Origin of the sequence: Achromobacter marplatensis (assembly GCF_002209535.1) — a bacterium.
Taxonomy (GTDB): domain Bacteria; phylum Pseudomonadota; class Gammaproteobacteria; order Burkholderiales; family Burkholderiaceae_B; genus Achromobacter; species Achromobacter marplatensis.
This window is the reverse complement of sequence record NZ_NJIG01000004.1, coordinates 416,785-435,786: the sequence shown is the minus strand read 5'-3', so window position 1 is coordinate 435,786 and position 19,002 is coordinate 416,785. Positions and strand designations below refer to the sequence as shown.

Annotated in this window: 20 protein-coding genes; 10 read left to right on the top strand and 10 right to left on the bottom strand. The window is 58.3% G+C overall.

The window, feature by feature from the left end:
* Positions 1-13: 13 nt before the first annotated feature.
* Positions 14-1,060, bottom strand: coding sequence for a hypothetical protein (locus CEY09_RS12315; RefSeq protein ID WP_088588802.1), 1,047 nt, complete (start codon positions 1,058-1,060; stop codon positions 14-16).
* Between the two features lie 339 nt (positions 1,061-1,399).
* Positions 1,400-1,792, bottom strand: a complete 393-nt coding sequence (locus tag CEY09_RS12310; protein ID WP_088588903.1) for a DUF1801 domain-containing protein — start codon at positions 1,790-1,792, stop codon at positions 1,400-1,402.
* A gap of 215 nt (positions 1,793-2,007) precedes the next feature.
* Between CEY09_RS12310 and vapB the strand changes: the two genes are divergently transcribed.
* The 3 genes from vapB to CEY09_RS12295 all read left to right on the top strand — a co-directional run bounded on the left by vapB (position 2,008) and on the right by CEY09_RS12295 (position 3,430).
* Complete coding sequence (gene vapB / locus CEY09_RS12305; protein WP_006227461.1) at positions 2,008-2,238, top strand: type II toxin-antitoxin system VapB family antitoxin; 231 nt, start codon at positions 2,008-2,010, stop codon at positions 2,236-2,238.
* Positions 2,238-2,639, top strand: coding sequence for a type II toxin-antitoxin system tRNA(fMet)-specific endonuclease VapC (gene vapC / locus CEY09_RS12300; protein WP_088588801.1), 402 nt, complete (start codon positions 2,238-2,240; stop codon positions 2,637-2,639). The genes vapB and vapC overlap by 1 nt, the downstream gene beginning before the upstream one ends.
* Positions 2,640-2,929: 290 nt before the next feature.
* A complete protein-coding gene (locus CEY09_RS12295; protein ID WP_088588800.1) occupies positions 2,930-3,430 on the top strand; it encodes an ankyrin repeat domain-containing protein in 501 nt (166 codons plus the stop codon).
* 68 nt (positions 3,431-3,498) lie between these two features.
* On the opposite strand, the gene CEY09_RS32165 is transcribed toward CEY09_RS12295, so the two are convergent.
* Positions 3,499-3,744, bottom strand: coding sequence for a hypothetical protein (locus CEY09_RS32165; protein ID WP_158218666.1), 246 nt, complete (start codon positions 3,742-3,744; stop codon positions 3,499-3,501).
* A gap of 96 nt (positions 3,745-3,840) precedes the next feature.
* Between CEY09_RS32165 and CEY09_RS12285 the strand changes: the two genes are divergently transcribed.
* Complete coding sequence (locus CEY09_RS12285) at positions 3,841-4,848, top strand: tyrosine-type recombinase/integrase (protein WP_088588799.1); 1,008 nt, start codon at positions 3,841-3,843, stop codon at positions 4,846-4,848.
* A 110-nt stretch (positions 4,849-4,958) separates the two neighbouring features.
* Here CEY09_RS12285 and cfa read toward each other — a convergent pair whose 3' ends face one another.
* The 5 genes from cfa to CEY09_RS32780 form a co-directional block, all read right to left on the bottom strand.
* On the bottom strand, positions 4,959-6,146 hold the full coding sequence (gene cfa / locus CEY09_RS12280) for a cyclopropane fatty acyl phospholipid synthase (RefSeq protein ID WP_088588798.1): 1,188 nt from the start codon (positions 6,144-6,146) through the stop codon (positions 4,959-4,961).
* 1 nt (position 6,147) lies between these two features.
* The gene (locus CEY09_RS12275) at positions 6,148-6,795 is read right to left on the bottom strand and encodes a class I SAM-dependent methyltransferase (RefSeq protein ID WP_088588797.1); all 648 of its coding nucleotides are present in this window, start codon (positions 6,793-6,795) and stop codon (positions 6,148-6,150) included.
* A 51-nt stretch (positions 6,796-6,846) separates the two neighbouring features.
* The gene (locus CEY09_RS12270) at positions 6,847-7,185 is read right to left on the bottom strand and encodes a TraR/DksA family transcriptional regulator (protein ID WP_088588796.1); all 339 of its coding nucleotides are present in this window, start codon (positions 7,183-7,185) and stop codon (positions 6,847-6,849) included.
* Positions 7,178-8,788 carry a chaperonin GroEL gene (groEL, locus tag CEY09_RS12265; RefSeq protein WP_046804277.1) on the bottom strand — a complete coding sequence of 537 codons (1,611 nt, stop codon included), beginning with the start codon at positions 8,786-8,788 and terminating at the stop codon, positions 7,178-7,180. Before groEL ends, CEY09_RS12270 begins: the two co-directional genes overlap by 8 nt.
* A 390-nt stretch (positions 8,789-9,178) precedes the next feature.
* The gene (locus tag CEY09_RS32780; protein ID WP_420093582.1) at positions 9,179-9,436 is read right to left on the bottom strand and encodes an NrtR DNA-binding winged helix domain-containing protein; all 258 of its coding nucleotides are present in this window, start codon (positions 9,434-9,436) and stop codon (positions 9,179-9,181) included.
* Positions 9,437-9,439: 3 nt separating this feature from the next.
* Here CEY09_RS32780 and CEY09_RS32160 point away from each other — a divergent pair, with 3 nt between their 5' ends.
* The 3 genes from CEY09_RS32160 (at position 9,440) to CEY09_RS12255 (ending at position 12,523) form a co-directional block, all read left to right on the top strand.
* Positions 9,440-9,583, top strand: coding sequence for a hypothetical protein (locus tag CEY09_RS32160; protein WP_158218665.1), 144 nt, complete (start codon positions 9,440-9,442; stop codon positions 9,581-9,583).
* Positions 9,584-10,428: 845 nt separating this feature from the next.
* Positions 10,429-12,057 carry a hypothetical protein gene (locus CEY09_RS12260; RefSeq protein ID WP_088588795.1) on the top strand — a complete coding sequence of 543 codons (1,629 nt, stop codon included), beginning with the start codon at positions 10,429-10,431 and terminating at the stop codon, positions 12,055-12,057.
* Positions 12,047-12,523 carry a hypothetical protein gene (locus tag CEY09_RS12255; RefSeq protein WP_046804279.1) on the top strand — a complete coding sequence of 159 codons (477 nt, stop codon included), beginning with the start codon at positions 12,047-12,049 and terminating at the stop codon, positions 12,521-12,523. The genes CEY09_RS12260 and CEY09_RS12255 overlap by 11 nt, the downstream gene beginning before the upstream one ends.
* A 30-nt stretch (positions 12,524-12,553) precedes the next feature.
* On the opposite strand, the gene CEY09_RS12250 is transcribed toward CEY09_RS12255, so the two are convergent.
* Together CEY09_RS12250 and CEY09_RS12245 are read right to left on the bottom strand one after the other, a co-directional pair.
* Positions 12,554-13,810 carry an MFS transporter gene (locus tag CEY09_RS12250; protein WP_143219554.1) on the bottom strand — a complete coding sequence of 419 codons (1,257 nt, stop codon included), beginning with the start codon at positions 13,808-13,810 and terminating at the stop codon, positions 12,554-12,556.
* Between the two features lie 43 nt (positions 13,811-13,853).
* Positions 13,854-15,458, bottom strand: a complete 1,605-nt coding sequence (locus tag CEY09_RS12245; RefSeq protein ID WP_046804340.1) for a peptide chain release factor 3 — start codon at positions 15,456-15,458, stop codon at positions 13,854-13,856.
* A 521-nt stretch (positions 15,459-15,979) separates the two neighbouring features.
* On the opposite strand from CEY09_RS12245, the gene CEY09_RS12240 reads away from it, so the two are divergent.
* From CEY09_RS12240 to CEY09_RS12230, 3 genes are all read left to right on the top strand, one after another.
* Positions 15,980-17,461 carry a SulP family inorganic anion transporter gene (locus CEY09_RS12240; protein WP_046804281.1) on the top strand — a complete coding sequence of 494 codons (1,482 nt, stop codon included), beginning with the start codon at positions 15,980-15,982 and terminating at the stop codon, positions 17,459-17,461.
* Positions 17,462-17,471: 10 nt separating this feature from the next.
* Positions 17,472-18,332, top strand: coding sequence for a universal stress protein (locus tag CEY09_RS12235; protein ID WP_046804282.1), 861 nt, complete (start codon positions 17,472-17,474; stop codon positions 18,330-18,332).
* 92 nt (positions 18,333-18,424) lie between these two features.
* Positions 18,425-18,649, top strand: coding sequence for a cold-shock protein (locus tag CEY09_RS12230; protein ID WP_046804283.1), 225 nt, complete (start codon positions 18,425-18,427; stop codon positions 18,647-18,649).
* Positions 18,650-19,002: the final 353 nt, after the last annotated feature.

Sequence of the window (19,002 nt, the reverse complement as noted above, 5' to 3'; positions counted from 1 at the left end):
GACGGTCGACAGCTTACTTCCCGCTGCCTATCGACAGCGGCACGCCCCAGATCGGATCCTCCATGCCCTGCTTGCCCAACGGCGTGATCTGCATGGGTTGCAAGGTGGACAGCAGTTGCCGGTGCGCATCGCTCAGGTCGCGTTGCGCGATGAGCTTCTGGGTGAAGTCCATGGGCGCCGGGCGCGTGTAGACCGTGAAATCTTCGAGGGGGCACTCGATCTTCTTCGGATCGACCGCGCGGCAACCCGACTGCTTGTACTGGTAGCTGGGCGTCTTCATGTGCACGCGCTGACTCAGCACAAACTGGCCACCCTTGAGCGTGAAGCTGCCCAGCGCCAGCTTCGGCGCAAGGCGCGACGCCACCTTGATTGCGGGAATGTCCCGCGAATCCGTTTGCTCGTAATAGCCGGCGCGAGAGCCCTGCGTGGTTTCGGTGTATTGCTCTTCGCCCCAGCTGACGCAGGCGCCCGTGCCCCGGTGCACCGCCGTGCAGACCGTACGCGTCTTGAGCTGGGTGCCAGTGGTGCCTTCGTGCCAGTTGGTCTCTTTGTAATATTCGCGATAGAGCTCCGGCGACAGGTATGCGGTGCCCTTGGCGCCGCGGCCCGAGCCTGCCGGACCGCTGCGCGCGCCCACCTGGTCCAGCAAGGCATTCAGCTTGTAATCGTCGCCACCCGTCAGCAGGTATTTGCCCGGAGGCAAGATATGCACCTCGAACGCCTTGAACAGATACGTAGCGTCCTTGTCGCGTTGCAGCGCATTGTTCTGGAACTTGCGGCCGAAGGTGATGTTCGGCATCTGCTCATGCGTGAAGATCACATTGCCGGTCCATTTCATCATGGACTCCGCGTCGTTCAGCGTGGCATGCGGCATCACGTCGGCCACCAGCACCACCGCCATGTTCGACTTCAGCGCCTTATCGATCAAGTCCAGCAGCTGCGCGTAGCGCGGATCATCCATGGTGCCCTCGCCGTGCGAATCCGGCACGGTCACGCACCCCGACAAGGCGAGCGCAAGCATCAGGGTGGAAAGGGCAACTCGCGGTCGCGGCAGCGTCATGGGATCGGTCCTTGGATGAGGCGGAGTCAGATGCGTGATCGCGCATCCTACTGATTTGGAATGACGCCGCAACCACCGGATCGCGCACAGAAACATGGCCCGGCCAGCCATCACGCGCACCTTTTGGCAGGCCCCTGCTTGCCTGCGCGAAGGGACGCCCCGCTGGAATCAAGCCCTGGCGCGGGCTGCGCCTATGCCGGGGGCCACGGACGGCGCCATGCGGGCGCTGACGACCCATCACGAAGGGCGTAATTTATTGTTGCGAGTGTTTCGCACGCGTCGGCGATAGCGGTCCACAGAGGGCCCACTGCGCTCTCGCACCGCCCCTGCCTTGCCCTCTTACATCCGTTCACCCGGCAACTGGCTGGCCTGCCTGACCCAATCGCTGAATTGAGCCTCGTCCAGCACATCGTCTTCGCGAATATCCAGATATCGCGTGTCCTGGCTCTTGGAGGCCCCCGGCGGCACAGGCTGCAGCGACTGCCCGCGGAAGAAGGCGACTTTGACGTACTTGGTGAAGCAATGAAGGCTGAGAAACCAGCCCTCGCCCTTCAAACCGTAAAACGGCGAATTCCATTTGACGGCTTTATGCACGTCCGGAATGGCCTTCACGATCAGCGCATCAAGCCGACGGCCCAGATCGCGCTTCCAGCCCGGCATGGCCGCAATATAGGCTTGCACCGGACCATCGCCTTCGCCTTTGGGAATTTGCGGGTTGCCGCCAGACAGCAGGACGGGTTCAGCAGGCTGCGCGCTGGGACGCTTCGCTGCCTTGGTGGACCTCGCGGGAGGATTTTCTGCCACGGCATGGCTCCGGTCGCTGATAAGCGTCGAAAGTAAACCGAGGGCTGCTGAATGCCAAGTGGGCCATCTATCGGCTTCATTGCGTACAGGCGGGTGCCAACCTTACAATGTATATTCCAAGCGTATATCCCAAGGAGAATACCGTGGACCAAGGATCTGTTTTCAAGAGCAACCGCAGCCAGGCAGTGCGCCTGCCTAAGGCCGTCGCGTTGCCGCCTGACGTCACGCGGGTCGACATCATCGCAATCGGTCGTGCACGTCTGCTGGTGCCCTCCGGCGAAAGTTGGGACACATGGTTCGACGGCGAATCGGTGACCACCGACTATCTGGTCGACCGCGAGCAGCCTGGCGATCAGACACGCGAGGGCTTCTGATGCTGAAGTTCATGCTCGATACGAACATCTGCATTTTCACGATCAAGAGCAAGCCGGATGCGGTGCGGCAAGCCTTCAATCTGCGGCAAGGACAATTGTGCGTAAGCACGATCACCGCAATGGAGCTCATCTACGGTGCGGAGAAATCAGCCGCACCCGCGCACAATCAAGCCGTCGTTGAGGGTTTCCTGGCTCGCCTTGAAGTCCTCGACTACGATCGCGCCGCTGCCGCCCACACCGGCCAGCTCCGGGCGGAACTGGCAAAAATTGGCACGCCCATCGGTCCTTACGACGCAATGATTGCGGCTCACGCCCGGTCTCAAGGCTTCGTCCTCGTGACGAACAATACCCGCGAGTTCGCCCGCGTACCCGGCCTTCGTCTGGAGGATTGGACGGTCTGATTGCCGGGAAACCAGCGCCGCGACCGGCATACCGTCGATCCCGCTGCGGCCATATTCAGGCCGAAACTCATGAAGCTCTACCCGACTCTCCAGATGTCACGTTGGCGGCCGCAATAGCGAGGTAGCCCGCGCCACCAACGACCAGAGGCCGACCGTCATCCCCGGATCGCTGGCCGCCAGCACTGGCACGGGCCCGGCCATCAACGCGTCGAATCAGGCCGACTTGCGCCGCGGTCATACCGCACCGTGTAACGTTCGCGTACCAGCTTTCCCCGACACCCACCTACCTTATGACTCCAGACCAACAACTCCTGCACGCGGCGAGCAAGAACGACACCGCGGCCATCGAACAGGCGCTTCTGCTGGGCGCGTCCGTGAACACCCTCAACGACTTCGGCGGCACCGCGCTGTTCTGCGCCGCCACAGATGGCGCGGCCGATGCCGTCCGCGTCCTGCTCGCCCACGGCGCCAACCTGTCCTGCCGCGCCGGCCACGGGCTGACCGCGCTACATCAAGCAGCAAGCTGGGACCGAGAAGCCGTGGTCGCCTTGCTGCTGGAGGCGGGCGCTGACGTAGACGCCGTCATGGATGACGGCGGCACGCCGTTGATGGCTGCCGCGGCGCGTGGCAATCTGAATATCGCGCGGCTGCTGCTCGCCCACGGTGCCCAAGCAGACGTACGCGACAACGAAGGCTGGAACGCCTGGGCCTGGGCTACCGAAAAAGGCGCCGACGAGCTGGCCGACCTTCTGGAAGAGGCAGGCGCGGAACCCGTGTTCCCAGATGAGTAAGCGCCTGGATCGCTATGTGAAAGGAGAGCAAACGCAAAAAAGCCGGCCCGCTTGCGCGATACCGGCTTTTAGCTAAAAGTGTCGGGAAACACTTTCAAAAATTCGACCACATCAAGTGGTCGGGGCGAGAGGATTCGAACCTCCGACTCCTGCGTCCCGAACGCAGTGGTCTTCGCGGCGCGAGCAAAATCGCCCAGCTGTTGAATCGATACGTCTTTGGTTCCGCCCTGGCCCGATTCCAGGACGAAATCCCGCAAGCGCTCTGAGCGCTTACGTCCAAAAGAACCCGCAACTTTGCGAAAATATCGATTCATGTCAATATGTTATCATCATTTTCTAAATATTTACGAATACCGGTCGTTCGTGTCCATTCCCCGAGCGCTTCCTGCGCGTAACGGCCGGCCACTAACATGGACGATTCTCTCGCATCAGCTCACCACGTTTCCCGTACTTTGGCCCCAGCGCGTCCGCCGATCCATCCCGTGAGCGATGCCGCGCACAACCACGCAGAAGACGGCACTGTCGACGACAATCCTACTTTCGACACCGTAATGCAGGCCTACGTAGCCTCCGGCAAGGATACCGAGCGATTTCGGTACAGCCAACTGCAGCTGGATCGTTTCTTCAAAGGGCGCACAGTCCGCAGTCTGAGGCGGTCCACAATCCATCGATATATCACCCTCCGGCAAACGGCTGGCGTCAGCCCGGCGACGATCAACCGCGAGCTGGACGACATGAGTGCCGCAATCAATTGGTACAACTTCCTGCATGAACTGAACTTACCGAATGCCCTCGTCGGTATGGCATTGCCGGTACCTGAAGGCAGGACGAGGTGGATCACACGGGGCGAGGCACAGCGCATGATCTCTGTAGCCCAGACGATAGCGGTAAGACCGCACCTCTCCTCGTTTATCCAGTTGGCACTGCACACCGGCTGCCGGCGAAACGAACTACTGAGGCTTCGTCTGCAGCGCGTCCGCATCGAGGAGCGACTTATAACCCTCGAAAGTAAAGACACCAAAACCAAGAAGCACCGAGTCATTCCACTCAACGCCCCGGCCCTTCAGGCCCTCGGCACAATGGCCGCATGGCGCGCAGAGCACTGCCCCGCATCGCCTTGGGTCTTCCCATCCCCCCGAGACCACACCAAACCTTTAAGTACCATCCAGAAGAGCTTCCGTACTCTCTGCAGCAAGGCAAAGATTGAAGATTTTCGAATTCACGATTTACGTCATACTTGCGCATCTTGGCTAGTAATGGCAGGGGTTCCATTGTTGGTCGTGCGCGATCTTTTAGGGCATTCGTCCATCGAAATGACGGAGCGATACGCGCACTTGGCGCCGAACCAGGTGCATGACGCCATGCGTCGCTTGGAAGATGCTTGGATTCAATGTGTAGTTCGAACAACTCACACGTGATTCACGCAGTACGCATGTGAAATATCGTCTTTGCATTAGTGCGCTATACAGACCACCTTCAGCGAGTCAACGGGAGCACGGCTGTTACCCCGATAGGGCGCTCCGACTTTTTACACAACGGAGAGCGTTGGCCGACGATACCCTCCCTCCAAGCCATCGCGCGTGAGTACCCATTGCCATAACTGAATATCTCGCGCTCGGAATGCGCCCGCGCACGACAGCAGGTAATAACTCCACATCCGGTAGAACCGTTGCCCCAACTTAGCCTGGAAGCGGGGCCAGGCATGTTCGAAATTTCGATACCAAGCCATCAATGTCTTGTCATAATCCGCTCCGAAGTTGTGCAGATCTTCCGTGACGAACAGGCCCTCTGAAGCAGAACCGATCTGGGTAATTGAGGGGAGGTCGCCGTTAGGAAAAATGTACTTGTCGATCCAGGGGTCAGGCGTGGTGTCCGTCTGGTTCTTGCCGATCGTGTGCAACAAGAACAGACCATCGACGTGCAGGCAACGGTGTGCCACTTCCATAAAGGTCCGCAGGTTCTTTCGTCCAACATGTTCGAACATGCCCACGCTGGCTATGCGATCGAATCGCTCATTTATCGTGCGGTAATCCTGCAAGCGAAACTCCAGCGGCAGGCCTGCGTAAGCATGCTGCGCCCATTGCGCCTGCTCTTTAGATACAGTTACGCCCACGCACTGTACGCCGTAGTGCTCTGCGGCAAAACCCATCAAGCTTCCCCAGCCGCAACCAATATCCAACAAGCGCATCCCGGGACGAAGATCCAGCTTTCTGCAGATCAGGTCCAGCTTTTGCTCCTGCGCGGTGGTGAGATCATTCGCGCCATCCCAGTAGGCGCAGGTATACGTCATGCGCGGGTCGAGCATTGCAGTGTAGAAGTCATTTCCCAGGTCGTAATGCGTCTTTCCTACCTGCCACGCACGCCGCATGCTTTGCCGATTTAGCAGCCGTACCGTAAGCGCGTGGATCAATAACCGCCCAGGAACTACACGCTGGTCCAGCCGGGCGCGCAGAACGCGGTGAAAGAAAGCGTCAAGCTGCTCGGCATCCCACGCCCCGTCCATATAGGCTTCGCCCAAGCCAAGATTACCCTTCGCCAAAACACGATCAAACACGCTGTCATCGTGCACCTGGATATCCCAAGGGTTGGGTCCATTCACCGTTATCCCGGCCTCGGACAAGAATGCGGTCAAGGTGTCGCGCGCTCGTCGTATCGGCGGCGTGCTGGCGTGCGAAGGAAGCGACGCTACGGTCTTGGAGACGTGATTATTCTTCATGCTACTCCGTGATAGCTTCAAAAATTGCTATTTGAGTTGTGGGTTCCCACGTTGAGTCTGGCCGCCAGATACCATCAAGGCGCACCTTGTATCCGGTCCGGAGCGCAACGCCCTGCACCCATTTTCTGAAGCGTGCCTGACACCACTCGAAATGGTGCTCAGCATGGCGTCGATGATGCATGGATAGACCTTTCTCGATGTCGTAACCCTTGTTCGGCGTAGAGATCAGAAGGCGCTTGGGGCGGTAACCAGCGAGAATCGTCTTCTCAATGCGTGAGAGTCTGCGCGGACAGTAATGCTCCAGGGATTCCAGCATGATCGCGACATCGATATCCGGAAATGCCACACGAGCATCTGCGTATGACCCGGCGACAAGCTCCACGACTGCCGCCGGGGCCGGTGTAATCGAATCCAGCGCGGCACGGCAGATTCCGAGCCGCTGCCGGCTCACGTCCACACCGATCAATCGTTCCAACTGCTCCATTGAGGCAAGCGCCAACAAGAGATCACCTTCGCCGCACCCCAGGTCCAGCACGCGGCGGGCGCCGACAAGTTCTATGTAGCCCCTGACGTATTCAATCCGCTTGCGGTGCAGATCACTAGGCCCAAGCGCGTCGTCGACAAGACCACCAAAAGTTGGCTCACGCATCTGTTAGTCCGAAGTGATGGATGCGCGACCAGCCATCTGTCTTCACGCGCATTACGGTTCCATGCATTCTTGGCAGAAGACGGTGGCTGCATCCGCATCGAGACGGGCCGGGTCAATATCTTCACCACACCGGCAGCACAGTCCGAATGTGCCGTTTTCCACGCGCTGCAGCGCCGCGACCACCCTGCGTTGCCGTGTGGCTAGGCGCTCCCGAAAATCAAGCGCCATCGCTTGCTGTTGCATGGCATCCATTCGCGTCAAGCGGCCAACGCTGGATTGGTCCAGATGCACCACCGAAGCGGCCTCCCTGGCGTCGTCAAGCTGAGCGTTCAACGCTGCCAACTCGTGCTCGAGACGGTCCCAGAACACGGTTCGGTTAAATTCAGTCATGTACCTCCCCTGTTCTTACGAACTCGTGCTGTGGCGCGTCTACGACCGCGCAAAGGGTCCCAAGCAAGACACCGGCGGTGCGCGTGGCGACGCGCACCGCGTTCACGACAACATCCACGCTGTCTATCACATTGCGCGCAGCCAGATCACCAAAATCACCGCGCTCCGCGTCGAAGCCGAAAGCACCCTCGCCTTGTTCCACCGCTTCCATAACGACGTGCGGCGCCTCACCGGCGTTACGGGCAATTCGTAGCAACGGCTGGACAAGTGCGACACGGAGGGCCTCCGCTCCCGCCGACTCGTCAGGAGAGGCGTGCTGCAATTCGTTCAGCGACGATCGCGCTCGGACCAGACCCACGCCCGCTCCCGGCACAACGCCCTCACGCATTGCGGCGCGCAAAACCTGCAGGGTTCTCTGAGCCAGATGCACACGCATACGGCCGTGTTCATCGCCCATGTCGGCCAGCGCCAGGGTGCAAGCCTGGCGAGACAAGCGTGCAATTCGCGCTCCGATCAGCTCGCGTTGCGTAGCGTCGGGTGTTGCTTCCAGGTTTGCACGCATGACTTGAATATGGCTTCTAACCATGTCCTCCTCGGGCGGCAACATGCCAACGGCTTGCGTTGTGCCCCGCCCGGATTCAAGGCGCTCGGCCATTCCCCATTGATCGATGCGCAAGTCTCCAAGGCCCTGTCCTGTGAGGCGCTGGACCAGCGTTGCACCTGACACCGTGGCGATGTCTTGCAGCCATTCGGATTGCGCGTTCTCTGGAACGCCAATGGCGCAACAGTTCACCAAGCCAGACGCCCGACTCGACAACAACATCGCCAAAACAGGCGCCGAGATCGCAGGCGCGATGAACGCCAATGGCTGCGTCAGCGGCGCTGCACGCTCCAGCATCAGCGCCATGTCTTCCGTGCTATCCAAGGGATCTTGCGACACGACAATGTAGGGATTGTTCAGGACGACCATGCCTCGCATCGCGTCCGACGCGAAGCGGGAGGACAATGGGCCGGCGTTCCAGCGCAATCCTGTCGGGCGAAGCAAGGTGTCCTGGACTCGCTCTGCGGTTTCTATCGTGATAGCGCCAGGATCCGGGCATTCAAGAATGGCTTGGGCAGATAGGCTAGCGACCCCTTGATCACCATACGAAACAGCCCATGCCAAGCGCTCAAGCGCTGGCAACTGTCGGCACGGTTGAGCAGCATCGCGAAGATGCTCCACAACCGCCCCGGTTGCGCGATCAAGGCCTTGTTTCACCTGCGCCGGATTTGCGCCGGTCACGATAGCCTTGACGCATTCATGCAGCGTCGCGCTGGCCAGCAGCATCGCGGTCGTCGCGCCATCTCCGGTGAGGTCCCTTGATCGAGCACCCGCCTGCAGCAAGGTCTGCGCACCTTGGTTCTCGACAGGATCCTCAAATTCGACAGAACATGCTGCCTCGTAGCCATCTCGGGAAATCATGGGGGTTCCGTGAGCGCGTTCCAGAATGATCGGCCTGCCACGCGGGCCAAGGGTTACCGCTGCCACGCCGGCCATCCGTTCCGCACCGCGAGCGATGCGAATCAATGCATCGATACCAACAACGATCTCTTTTTCTGACATCGTGTTCTCCGCATTAGGAGTTAGACACACGGCATCCAGTCAGAAACGAGCCGAGCACATCCGCGCTCGGATTACGTAATCATCGGAATGCCACGAACCTGGATCTCGAAGCCTCGTTCTGCACGTCAAGAAACGGCAGCCGGACTGCAGCGCGCGGAAGTCTGATCAGGAAGAGAAAAGGGGGAAGCGGACAGCCGTCGACGTGCGCGTGCACGACGAAAGAAAAAGCGAGGTGGGAGGAATACCTGCCGAGAAACCCGCGTTGCGTTCCACATCGAGTCAGACGGCGCCCTAGCGGGCAGCCTGGAACTGACGAACTTCCATAAGACGAGACCCAGGAAGGATGCGGAATAGTGTTTACATCGGTGTAAGTACGACGCGGGATTTGAACTAAGTGAAAACAATTCTATCAGATCGTGGGCGCGCCGGACCGGTTGCCGGCTCGTCCCGATAAGCCGAAGCACGAATAGAAAACATGCGCGCAGGCCTGCCATGTGAACCGCGCGACACATTGGGAATCACAGGAACCACATAAGGCTCAGCCCATCGGCGAAAGTTCTGTTTGTGAACACGCCTCCCCAAAACCGCCTCGGCAATTAGCTGCAATTCCAACAATGTGAATCTGGGTGGAGCAAAGCTAAAGAGCATGACGTGACTGAACAAATTGGCCCGTACACGGGAGACCGCAGTCGCCAGTATTCGGCGATGATCGTGCTCCATTGCTCGCCCCGCGACCGTGTGGTCGTGCAGTGCGCCGCCTTCCATGTCGGATATCAAGCCTGCCGCGTGGAGTAGTTGCAAGCGTGAGAGAGCCCGGTCTTCTCGCCACGTATGGGGCGGCAAACCAAACAAGATCGCTATTCGATTGCGCAATCGTGCTTGGTGTAGAGGAGAGCGCGCGGTAGGACACCACCGCTCTAGGGAGGATACCAACGCGCTGATGTCGAAGGGCGTCCTAGTATCGTTCTCACGACGATCCTCCCAGGGCAAGTAGTCATACCAAGATTTCCAGTCGCGTCCAGGTGTCTTCGATAGATGGATATTTGATAGATAGCTCACCGACAAGACAGGGGCTTCCGGCTCTCCTAGGAGATACCGTTCGGCATGGGTATACAACTGCTCCACGCTGCTAGAAGTGTTCAACCGGTGTTCAAGCCAAGCGCGGACTTGCGCGGATAAAGAGGGGAACTGCGCCGAGACTTTTTCCCACGGCAGCGACTCCGAAGATCCCATAGTGAGTACCAGAGGCTGTTCATGAGCGACTGTAGAGACGACAAATACAATCTCCGGTTCGCCTATACGACTCATACGTCATGGCTCCTGTATACCGCCTTGGTGAGGCTGAAGAGCCCCTGAGCCAAGGAATGGGGGACGATAAGCACCTTGGGCAACGTTTGCACCGATGTCAATGTGCTAGGTAGAATAAACAAAACTCCCTTCCTCATCCCATGTAAATTCAAATTCACTCAGGCAAGACTCCATCTCTGGAGATTTCCTTAAGCGCTGAATCACGCATTCAGTGCCATGCTTGCTTCTGAAGTGATATGCACATTGCGTGAGCAATGTGTCGCTCCCCTTCTCCCTCTAGTAGCCGCTTGGTACGCACCTCAGCGCTTGTTCGTTGACTTAGGAGAACGTGCATGCGCACGCCCTTTGACCAAGTGTTCCATTACGGACAGTTGCCGTGTGCGCTACTGCACGCCAATTTCGACGACCTTGCCGACAAGGCAGTTCAGCTCAAAATCGGCGATATGCTGTTGTCGGCAACGGTGACACGCCGCGCGCCGGACTGGCTCAAGCCCGACGGCCTAGCGTTGAGGGTGGATTACTACGAATGCAATGCTGGGGCGAGCGGTCTTCCCCCCGTCAACACGCGTCGAGAGAGCGGCATGACACCGCGCGAAAGCGGCATAGCACACACCGTCTATCGTGCTATTCAACACTGCTTCGATCCTCACTGCCGGGACGAGATTCAGATAGTCATAAACATAGTGTCCTTGGACCCCGGTTGCGATGCGGAACTCGGCGCCTTGTTGGTGACATCCGCTGTGCTGCGCTTATCGGATCTGCCTGTAATCGCGACGCTAGGCGCAGCTCGGGTAGCTCTGTCGAAAGGGCGCTTTACGCTAAACCCTTCTTCCGATATCCGTGGGCAGGCGGACTTGACGGTTCTGGCGAGTGGGACGGCGCAGACGCTCACAATGGTCAACGCCCAGGCGGCAGAAATGCCAGAAGATGTCGTCATCGATGCAATCGCTTTTGCACACCTGCAAATGCAAGCCTGCATCAAGGAAATTGAGGCCTTCGCCGAGCAGGCGCTGCCGGTCGCTACGGCAAAACAAGCGCTTGCTTCGTTCGATCGCTACCCGCTTTGGCGCGCTGTAGAAGCTATGCGCACGACGGCGCGCTCCCGTGATGCGGCATACGCGCGAATGGCGGCAGCGAAGGCGTTCGATGCTCAACTGGTTCGTACCCGGCTACTGGGCGGTCAATTGCGTACAGACGGCAGGCATGCGCTTCATCTGCTCCCATCATCGACGTGTTTTGGCTTGCTTCCCGAGGCGCACGGTTCCGCCCTTGTCTCGCAAAGCCAAAACCAGACGCTGTGCTCAGTCACCCTCGGAGATGCCAGCGTCCCCCCGCAGCTAAGCTCCCCCTTGAATCGATCAAGAGAGCGATTCCTCGTTCACGTCCAAATGCCCACGCTCGACGCGCGCGAAGTTGAACGTGATCGCATGCTTGAACATCGCGACTGGCAACTGGCGGCATTTATCAAGAATGCGCTGGCTGCCGTTCTGCCGACGAAGAGTGTTTATCCAAGGACATGCCGGCTTGCGGTTGAGGTGCGCGAATCGTCCGACCCGATTCCGATGCATAGCGTGTGCGCGGCGAGCCTGGCATTGCAGAACGCCGGCGTGCCACTACGACATCCGGTCGTTGGCATAAGCGCTGGCGCTCTTCATAACCGTCAGCGCAACTATGTGCTGTTAGATGCGATTGGACCAGAACTGCTCGCCTTGGACGCACAGGCAAGAATGGCAGGCACCGCAGTGGGCGTGACTGCCTTGCAGTTGGACCTTCGTTCGCCAACCCCTCTGACCGTTCTGCATGAACTCCTGGCGAGAGCACGCGACGCCCGCCAAGATCTTGCCGCGCATCTAGCAATGCCATCGCGGCCACCCTTTTCCAGTCCAGGCGCGGAAACAGACGCATCCGCGCCGATGAACCGATCCCCTGTGGGCTTACATGGAGACCCCAATGCTCATTGATATTCCGGACGCCTTGTACGCCGCCGCGGTGAAAAACCAAGATAAGCACTTTTCTCGCCCCGAACAATTGCTTGCGTACTGGTCCACCTTGGGCAAATCCTGCCTGGACAATCCCAGTGTCAATCCGATACTTATCTCGCAGTTATTACTGTCGCAGCTGACCGAGCCATCTGAGTTGGCATGGCATACACGCGCACTAAATGACGAGAAATTGGTTGCTGAGTCCGAAGCCTATCGTTGTGAGGTCCGCACATTGCCAGAGGAAGCCAGGGCAGTCTGCGAGCGGGCATTGCTGCAACTTGCCACTCACCCAGGCGCGGGCATACGCCTCTTCGGAGAGCTGTCATGCTTCTCACTGTTCCAGTGGGCTGAGTACGGTCAATTGGTGCAGATCGGATACGTCAAGGGAGGCAAGCGCGTAGAGCTTCTTCTGGCAGGAATCTGCCGTCAATATGTTGGTGTTTGAGCGTCCCAGCGAGCTGCGAAGTCGACGTCTCTAGCATCTGTGACCTGCCGACGGCGCGACGCCCCTGGACTCGCTTGCAAGCCGATACGCGAGCATGCTTGCCAACAAGCAGTAAATGGCACAAGCCAGCGCTTGATGCGCAAGCCCGACCCCGGCGTCAATCAACAGACCAAGCATTAGCGGTGAAGCGCCGGTCGCCAGTACGTTCATCGCCTCCACGGAGGCGCGCACCGAAGCTAAACGGGTTGGGCCGAACATTTCTACCCAGAGCGCCGTAGCCAGAACATTGACAAGCGCTGAGGTAATACCGAATAGCGTGAAATACGGGATCGCGACCCAGTCACCACCTAGCATTGCAACCAACAAGAGCGCGATCATCTGCGGAATAAGAACAACCGGAAGCACTCTGCTTGCTGCAAATCGATCGATCAAAGGGCCGGCAGCAATCATGCCCGCGACGCGGGCTACTGCATAGGCGACAAATGCCGTGGCAACCCAGGCCATCGACCACCTCATTTCTGAGGCCAGACGCACCTGGTGAAAGAAGAAGCCTGTGGATATGAAGGGCGAAGCCAAGATAGCAGGCATCGAAAGTTGAAACCGGCGATCCCGCCAAAGCGACGGCTCACCGCTAGCCGGCGTGGGCAGTTGAAGTTTCTGCTCCCTCGCCTCTTCCATGCGCGTGCGGACACAGTCCTCTTTAACTTTTCGAGGTTCGCTCAGCAGCCGTAGCGAGACCAACGCCAGCAGCAGCAGGCTGCTTCCCACCAGCATCCACGTGTTCCTCCAACCCAGGGTCAATATCGCGAACACCGTCAAGCTGGGTAAAACTGCCTCGCCGAGCGGCAATCCGAGCGCGACGACGCTGATAGCCGTGCCTCGATTCACGGAGAAAGCACGCGCCGTAGCGGTCAATGCCGTATGCACCATCAAGCCCTGCCCGCAGAGCCGGAGTAGAAAGAATGCGACGACGAGCGAAGCCGGACCCGTACATAGGTACATCGTCAGACATCCCAAGGCCAACATCGATACGACAGCTACCGTGAAACGCGGGACGGTAGTTCTATCGATCCATCGGCCGACGCGACTGAGGGTTAACGCGCTAATCACGGTCGCTCCCGCGTAAAGTGCTCCTAAAGAACCGTCCGTCAAGCTGAACTCGCTACGTAGGCTGACACCGAAGATGGCGATGAAGTAGGTTTGCCCTAGGCTGGACGCCAGCATAAGCGTCATGCCGAACACCAGCGGATTGGGGCAATCAAGCAGGAATCGAATGTAGTTTTTCAATGAAACACCATGTGTTTCGCGTTGTGGAACGTCCTACGAGGGTTTAGAGCTGAGTGAGGGCAAGTCGGCCAATACTCTCGCGCATCTGATGAAAACGGATCATCGGCCACTGCTCACTGATCACGTCCAATTCGGATCGGGTCTTGAAAAGGTAGGCAGGCGCTTGAACTGCATCTTGATAAATCCGCCCCGGATGGTGAGAGACGAACTTGGCAAGTTCTTCCGGGGTTGCCGCAGACACCCATCGGGCTGTACGAAATGCTGTCTCGTGCAATCGAGCCGGAACTCCGTATTCATGGCGCAGTCTCTCCAGCGCAACGTCAAACTGCAATTCGCCAAAAGCGCCAAGCAGTACCGAAGCACCAGAAGTGTCCCGGAATACCTGGATCGCACCCTCTTGCCCAAGTTGAAGCAGGGCGGACTTTAGCTGTTTCACCTTCATTGGATCGTCGATGTCGACCCGCTTGAATATCTCCGGAGCAAAAAACGGAAGTCCAAGAAAATGCAGAGGTTCGCCAGAGGTGAGTGTGTCACCCAACTGGAGCGCTCCATGGTTGGGTAGTCCCACAATATCGCCCGGGTAGGCCTGCTCAATAGCTTCCCTGCGCTGAGATAGGAACGATACCGGTGCGCCGGCACGGATCATCTTTCCAGTGCGCGTCACCAGATACTTGGCATCCCTGCCGAATCGGCCCGAGCAAACACGTATGAATGCGATCCTATCGCGGTGCAGGGGATCCATGTTCGCCTGGATCTTGAACACTACTCCTGTAAATTCGGATTCAATCGCTTCTACCGTGCGTTCAAGTGCCGGCCGCGGCTGAGGGGAAGGAGCGATATCAACCAACGCATCCAGCACCTCTTGAACCCCAAAGTTGTTCACGGCCGAACCGAAAAAAAGGGGGCTCTGCCGACCTTCATGGAACGCGACTTCAGAAAACGCCGGCGCCGACGCCAGTACTAACTCAAGTTCCGTCCGTGCATCACGGATAGCGTCACCCGACGACGTATTAGTGACTTCATGAAAGCCATAGACCGCCTCGGGCGAGATGAGCTTGTCGTGCCACCCCGGAGAAAACGTCTTCACTGTCGCGCGCGCTGCGTCAATGACGCCGTGAAAGTTGCGCCCCATTCCAATGGGCCACGAAAAAGGCACGATAGGAATGCCGAGCACTTGTTCCAACTCGTCAACAAGTTCCAACGGATAGCGCACCTCGCGGTCCATTTTATTGACGAAAGTGATAATGGGAGTCTGTCGCGCGCGGCAAACCTCGATCAGACGCAGGGTCTGAGCTTCGATGCCATTAGCCGCGTCGATAATCATCAGTGCCGCGTCCACTGCGGTAAGGACACGATACGTATCTTCGGAAAAATCCTGGTGGCCGGGGGTGTCAAGCAGATTCAGTACATGGCCGCGATACTCCATCTGCATCACCGAGCTCGCGACGGAAATTCCGCGCTGCTTCTCAATGTCCATCCAGTCCGAGACGACATGACGCCTTCCTTTGCGCGCCTTGACACTCCCGGCGATGTGAATCGCCCCGGAATGAAGTAGTAGTTTTTCGGTGAGTGTGGTCTTGCCCGCGTCAGGATGCGAAATGATCGCGAACGTGCGACGACGTGCGCGCTCTTGCTGCAAAGTAAGCATGATTCTCCGCCTCGGTAGGGCCAAAATCAGGGCCAACGAGACATTCGCCAAGGCGCTGCGGCGTTGCGCATGCGCCATGCAACCATCAAATCGGCCCAGCCCAAATACACTGAAATCCACCGATACCGTCGCAACAGACCGCCAAGCATGGGGTGAAAGTCCGCTCAAAATCGGCGACCGATCGGTAAGGCTACTGGGAGGGGGAGGAAGTGGCTTACATCGGCAAGGAGGGGGGATGGGAATGATTGCAAGGCGCATCAAGCTAAGAAAGCTGTTATGATGATGCGCTCCTACGTCTCACTCTAGACGACATTATCCAATGTAGCAAACCGTCCAACGTGGCTCCGCCCGCGTTCCGCGTCCAGCATTTCCTTCAGCGCCGCATGTAGGCCGCTGAGCTTCCCGTTTCCCAGTCCGTATAAGAACCGCTAGAACCGTTTCGGTTCAGGTTTCATGCCGCGCGCACGCCTCTCTTGGCCGATGTGCCCGGTATGCCTGTACGGACCCATTGCATGCATCCAATGTCCCTAAAAAAAATTCGAGAAGAATGGTTCTCAAACGTCCGCGGCGATGTGCTGGCGGGCATCGTTGTCGCGCTCGCCCTGATTCCCGAGGCGATCGCGTTCTCCATCATTGCGGGGGTCGATCCCAAGGTCGGCCTCTATGCGTCCTTCTGTATATCAGTCGTGATCGCCATCGCTGGCGGCCGGCCCGGCATGATTTCGGCCGCAACGGGTGCAATGGCCTTGTTGATGGTCACCCTCGTGAAAGATCATGGCCTTCAATATTTGCTGGCGGCCACCCTGCTGACCGGCGTGCTTCAGATTCTTGCTGGCGCGTTGCGCCTGGGCGTGCTCATGCGCTTTGTCTCGCGGTCTGTCGTGACAGGCTTTGTCAACGCACTGGCAATCTTGATTTTCCTGGCACAACTGCCTGAGTTGACGAACGTGAGCTGGATTGTCTACGCGATGACGGCGGCGGGCTTGGGGATTATCTACCTGTTCCCCTATGTGACCAAGACGATTCCCTCCCCCCTTATCTGCATCGTGGTTTTGACGGGTATTTCCATGTACATGGGGCTGGACATCAGAACGGTTGGAGACATGGGTGAATTGCCTGACAGCCTGCCCGTTTTCCTGATTCCGGATGTGCCGTTCAACCTGGAAACCCTGCAGATCATTTTCCCGTACGCGGCCACCCTGACGGTCGTGGGCCTGCTCGAATCAATGATGACCGCTTCCATTGTTGACGAACTGACCGACACCACAAGCAACCGCAACCGCGAATGCGCTGGCCAAGGCATCGCCAATATTGCCTCTGGCTTCCTGGGTGGGATGGCGGGTTGCGCGATGATTGGCCAGTCCGTCATCAACGTGAAGTCCGGCGGTCGAGGCCGCTTGTCAGCTTTTGCTGCTGGCGTGATCCTGCTGATCATGGTTGTGTTCCTGGGACCGTGGGTAAAGCAGATTCCCATGGCCGCACTGGTCGCCGTCATGATCATGGTGTCGATCGGTACGTTTAACTGGGCATCAATCAAAGGACTTGCCCAACATCCGAAAACCTCAAGCATTGTGATGGTGGCGACCGTTATCGTGGTGGTCGGTACGCACGATCTTGCAAAGGGCGTGCTTGTTGGCGTCCTCCTGAGCGGCATTTTCTTTGCTCACAAGGTCGGACGCGTGCTGCGCATTACTTCCGAAGTCCGCGAGGAAGGTACGGTGCGGGCGTACACGGTCGTTGGCCAGGTTTTCTTCGCGTCTGCCGAGAACTTTGTGAAATCGTTCGATTTCAAAGAAGTTATAGAACGCGTGCAGATTGACGTCAGCCGCGCGAGATTCTGGGACATTTCCGCAGTTGGCGCACTTGACACCGCGGTGCTCAAATTCCGGCGCGAGGGCGCAGAAGTGGAAGTCATCGGAATGGACGAGGCCAGCACCACGCTAGTTGATCGGTTTGCTATTCACGACAAGCCCGACGCGATGGACAGGTTGATGGGCCACTAAGGAGGAAGATATGGAAAAAATAATCGCATGTATCGATGGAACCGCCAGGTCAACAGCCGTTTGTGATTACGCCGTATGGTCGTCGCTGCGCCTGCAAACGCCCCTGCAATTCCTGCACGTGCTTGATCGTCATCCAGAGCGAGCCGCCGTCAGCGACTATAGCGGTGCCATTGGGTTCGACGCGCAGGAACATCTGCTTCAAGAGTTGACGTCCCTGGACGAGCAGCGCAGCAAACTCGCCCAGCAACATGGACGACAGATTCTGCAAGCCGCGCGAGAGCGCGCCATGGCCGCGGGCGCCGAGAATATAGATACGCTACAGCGCCACGGATCTCTCGTGGAAACCCTTGTCGAGTTTCAGGCAAGTACGCGTTTGGTCGTTCTGGGCCAGCATGTTGCCCCCGCTCACGAAAGCCCATCAATTTGGCATATCGACCATCACGCCGAGCGCGTCGTGCGTACGATTCAGCGTCCTGTCCTGGCAGTGGGCGGGAAATTCGTTGCGCCTCGCCGTTTCCTGCTCGCATTTGACGGAAGCGCAGCAGGCCGCAAGATGGTGGAAACCGTTTCGTGCAGTCCCCTTTTGCAGGGCCTGGCTGGCCGCGTGGTCATCGCCGACGAAGACACACCCAATATCCGTGATCAGGCGCAGTGGGCCAGCAAAACACTGGAAGAAGCCGGATTCGATATTGACACTGCGATCGTGGCCGGTGAGCCAGAGAAGGTGATTACCGCGCAAACTTCAGAGAGCAATTGTGACCTGCTCGTCATGGGCGCGTATGGACATTCTCGAATTCGCCACATGATCCTGGGTAGTACAACTGCGACGATGTTGAGAACAAGTTCGGTGCCGGTTTTGATCATTCGGTAATAGATCGCCAACGTTGAACGGGAGCCGGCCAGAGGCCGGCTCCATCTGAGTTCGACACGTAGGCTGGCGACAATTATCCGGAGGGAGCACCCATGATCATAGGGACAGTGAAATTCGTTGCGCGGTCCGGGCTGTTTGGGATGATTTCACGAGACGACAGGCTGCCGAAGGTGTACGTCTCACTACAGGAATTGCAGCGCGCTGGGGGAAAAGCACTCAAGAAGGGGCAGCGCTTTGGCTTCGAATTATCTACACCTGAAACCGAAGCCCGACCTCAGGCAGTCAACTTGTTCTTCTTGGAAGAAGGCGGCAAATGAGCGGCATGTGCCATCTACACGGCTACGACGCCGAGGTTGTCCACGTTGCCCCCCCGCCGCGTCGGTACACCTCCATATTCGGCTGTTGGCGATCGCATCCCAACTGAGGAAGGTCGTCGGTCCATTCAAACTGGCGTCACGAACGCTTTCAGGAGCATAGATGACATCGAAGCCCCCTTTACTGCGCGCCCTGCACACGGGCAAACAGTCAGCTACTGAAGACGGGCCATCGCACGAGTGGGTCATGCCTGGATCCCTACGATTGGACCGTCAATACACGGGGAGGCAGCCTCGGACTGACTTGCTTCGCATGCATGCCGCGAACGCGACCCATGCCGGCGACATGACGCGGC

Bases quoted from the DNA above. Each gene is read 5' to 3' on its own strand.
- CEY09_RS12315 (WP_088588802.1), bottom strand. From the start codon at position 1,060: ATGACGCTGCCGCGACCGCGAGTTGCCCTTTCCACCCTGATGCTTGCG.
- CEY09_RS12230 (WP_046804283.1), top strand. From the start codon at position 18,425: ATGATCATAGGGACAGTGAAATTCGTTGCGCGGTCCGGGCTGTTTGGG.
- CEY09_RS12295 (WP_088588800.1), top strand. From the start codon at position 2,930: ATGACTCCAGACCAACAACTCCTGCACGCGGCGAGCAAGAACGACACC.
- CEY09_RS12285 (WP_088588799.1), top strand. From the start codon at position 3,841: ATGGACGATTCTCTCGCATCAGCTCACCACGTTTCCCGTACTTTGGCC.
- CEY09_RS12235 (WP_046804282.1), top strand. From the start codon at position 17,472: ATGGAAAAAATAATCGCATGTATCGATGGAACCGCCAGGTCAACAGCC.
- cfa (WP_088588798.1), bottom strand. From the start codon at position 6,146: ATGAAGAATAATCACGTCTCCAAGACCGTAGCGTCGCTTCCTTCGCAC.
- CEY09_RS12260 (WP_088588795.1), top strand. From the start codon at position 10,429: ATGCGCACGCCCTTTGACCAAGTGTTCCATTACGGACAGTTGCCGTGT.
- CEY09_RS12240 (WP_046804281.1), top strand. From the start codon at position 15,980: ATGTCCCTAAAAAAAATTCGAGAAGAATGGTTCTCAAACGTCCGCGGC.
- CEY09_RS12270 (WP_088588796.1), bottom strand. From the start codon at position 7,185: ATGACTGAATTTAACCGAACCGTGTTCTGGGACCGTCTCGAGCACGAG.
- groEL (WP_046804277.1), bottom strand. From the start codon at position 8,788: ATGTCAGAAAAAGAGATCGTTGTTGGTATCGATGCATTGATTCGCATC.
- vapC (WP_088588801.1), top strand. From the start codon at position 2,238: ATGCTGAAGTTCATGCTCGATACGAACATCTGCATTTTCACGATCAAG.
- CEY09_RS32780 (WP_420093582.1), bottom strand. From the start codon at position 9,436: ATGCTCTTTAGCTTTGCTCCACCCAGATTCACATTGTTGGAATTGCAG.
- CEY09_RS12245 (WP_046804340.1), bottom strand. From the start codon at position 15,458: ATGCTTACTTTGCAGCAAGAGCGCGCACGTCGTCGCACGTTCGCGATC.
- CEY09_RS32165 (WP_158218666.1), bottom strand. From the start codon at position 3,744: ATGAATCGATATTTTCGCAAAGTTGCGGGTTCTTTTGGACGTAAGCGC.
- CEY09_RS12275 (WP_088588797.1), bottom strand. From the start codon at position 6,795: ATGCGTGAGCCAACTTTTGGTGGTCTTGTCGACGACGCGCTTGGGCCT.
- CEY09_RS12255 (WP_046804279.1), top strand. From the start codon at position 12,047: ATGCTCATTGATATTCCGGACGCCTTGTACGCCGCCGCGGTGAAAAAC.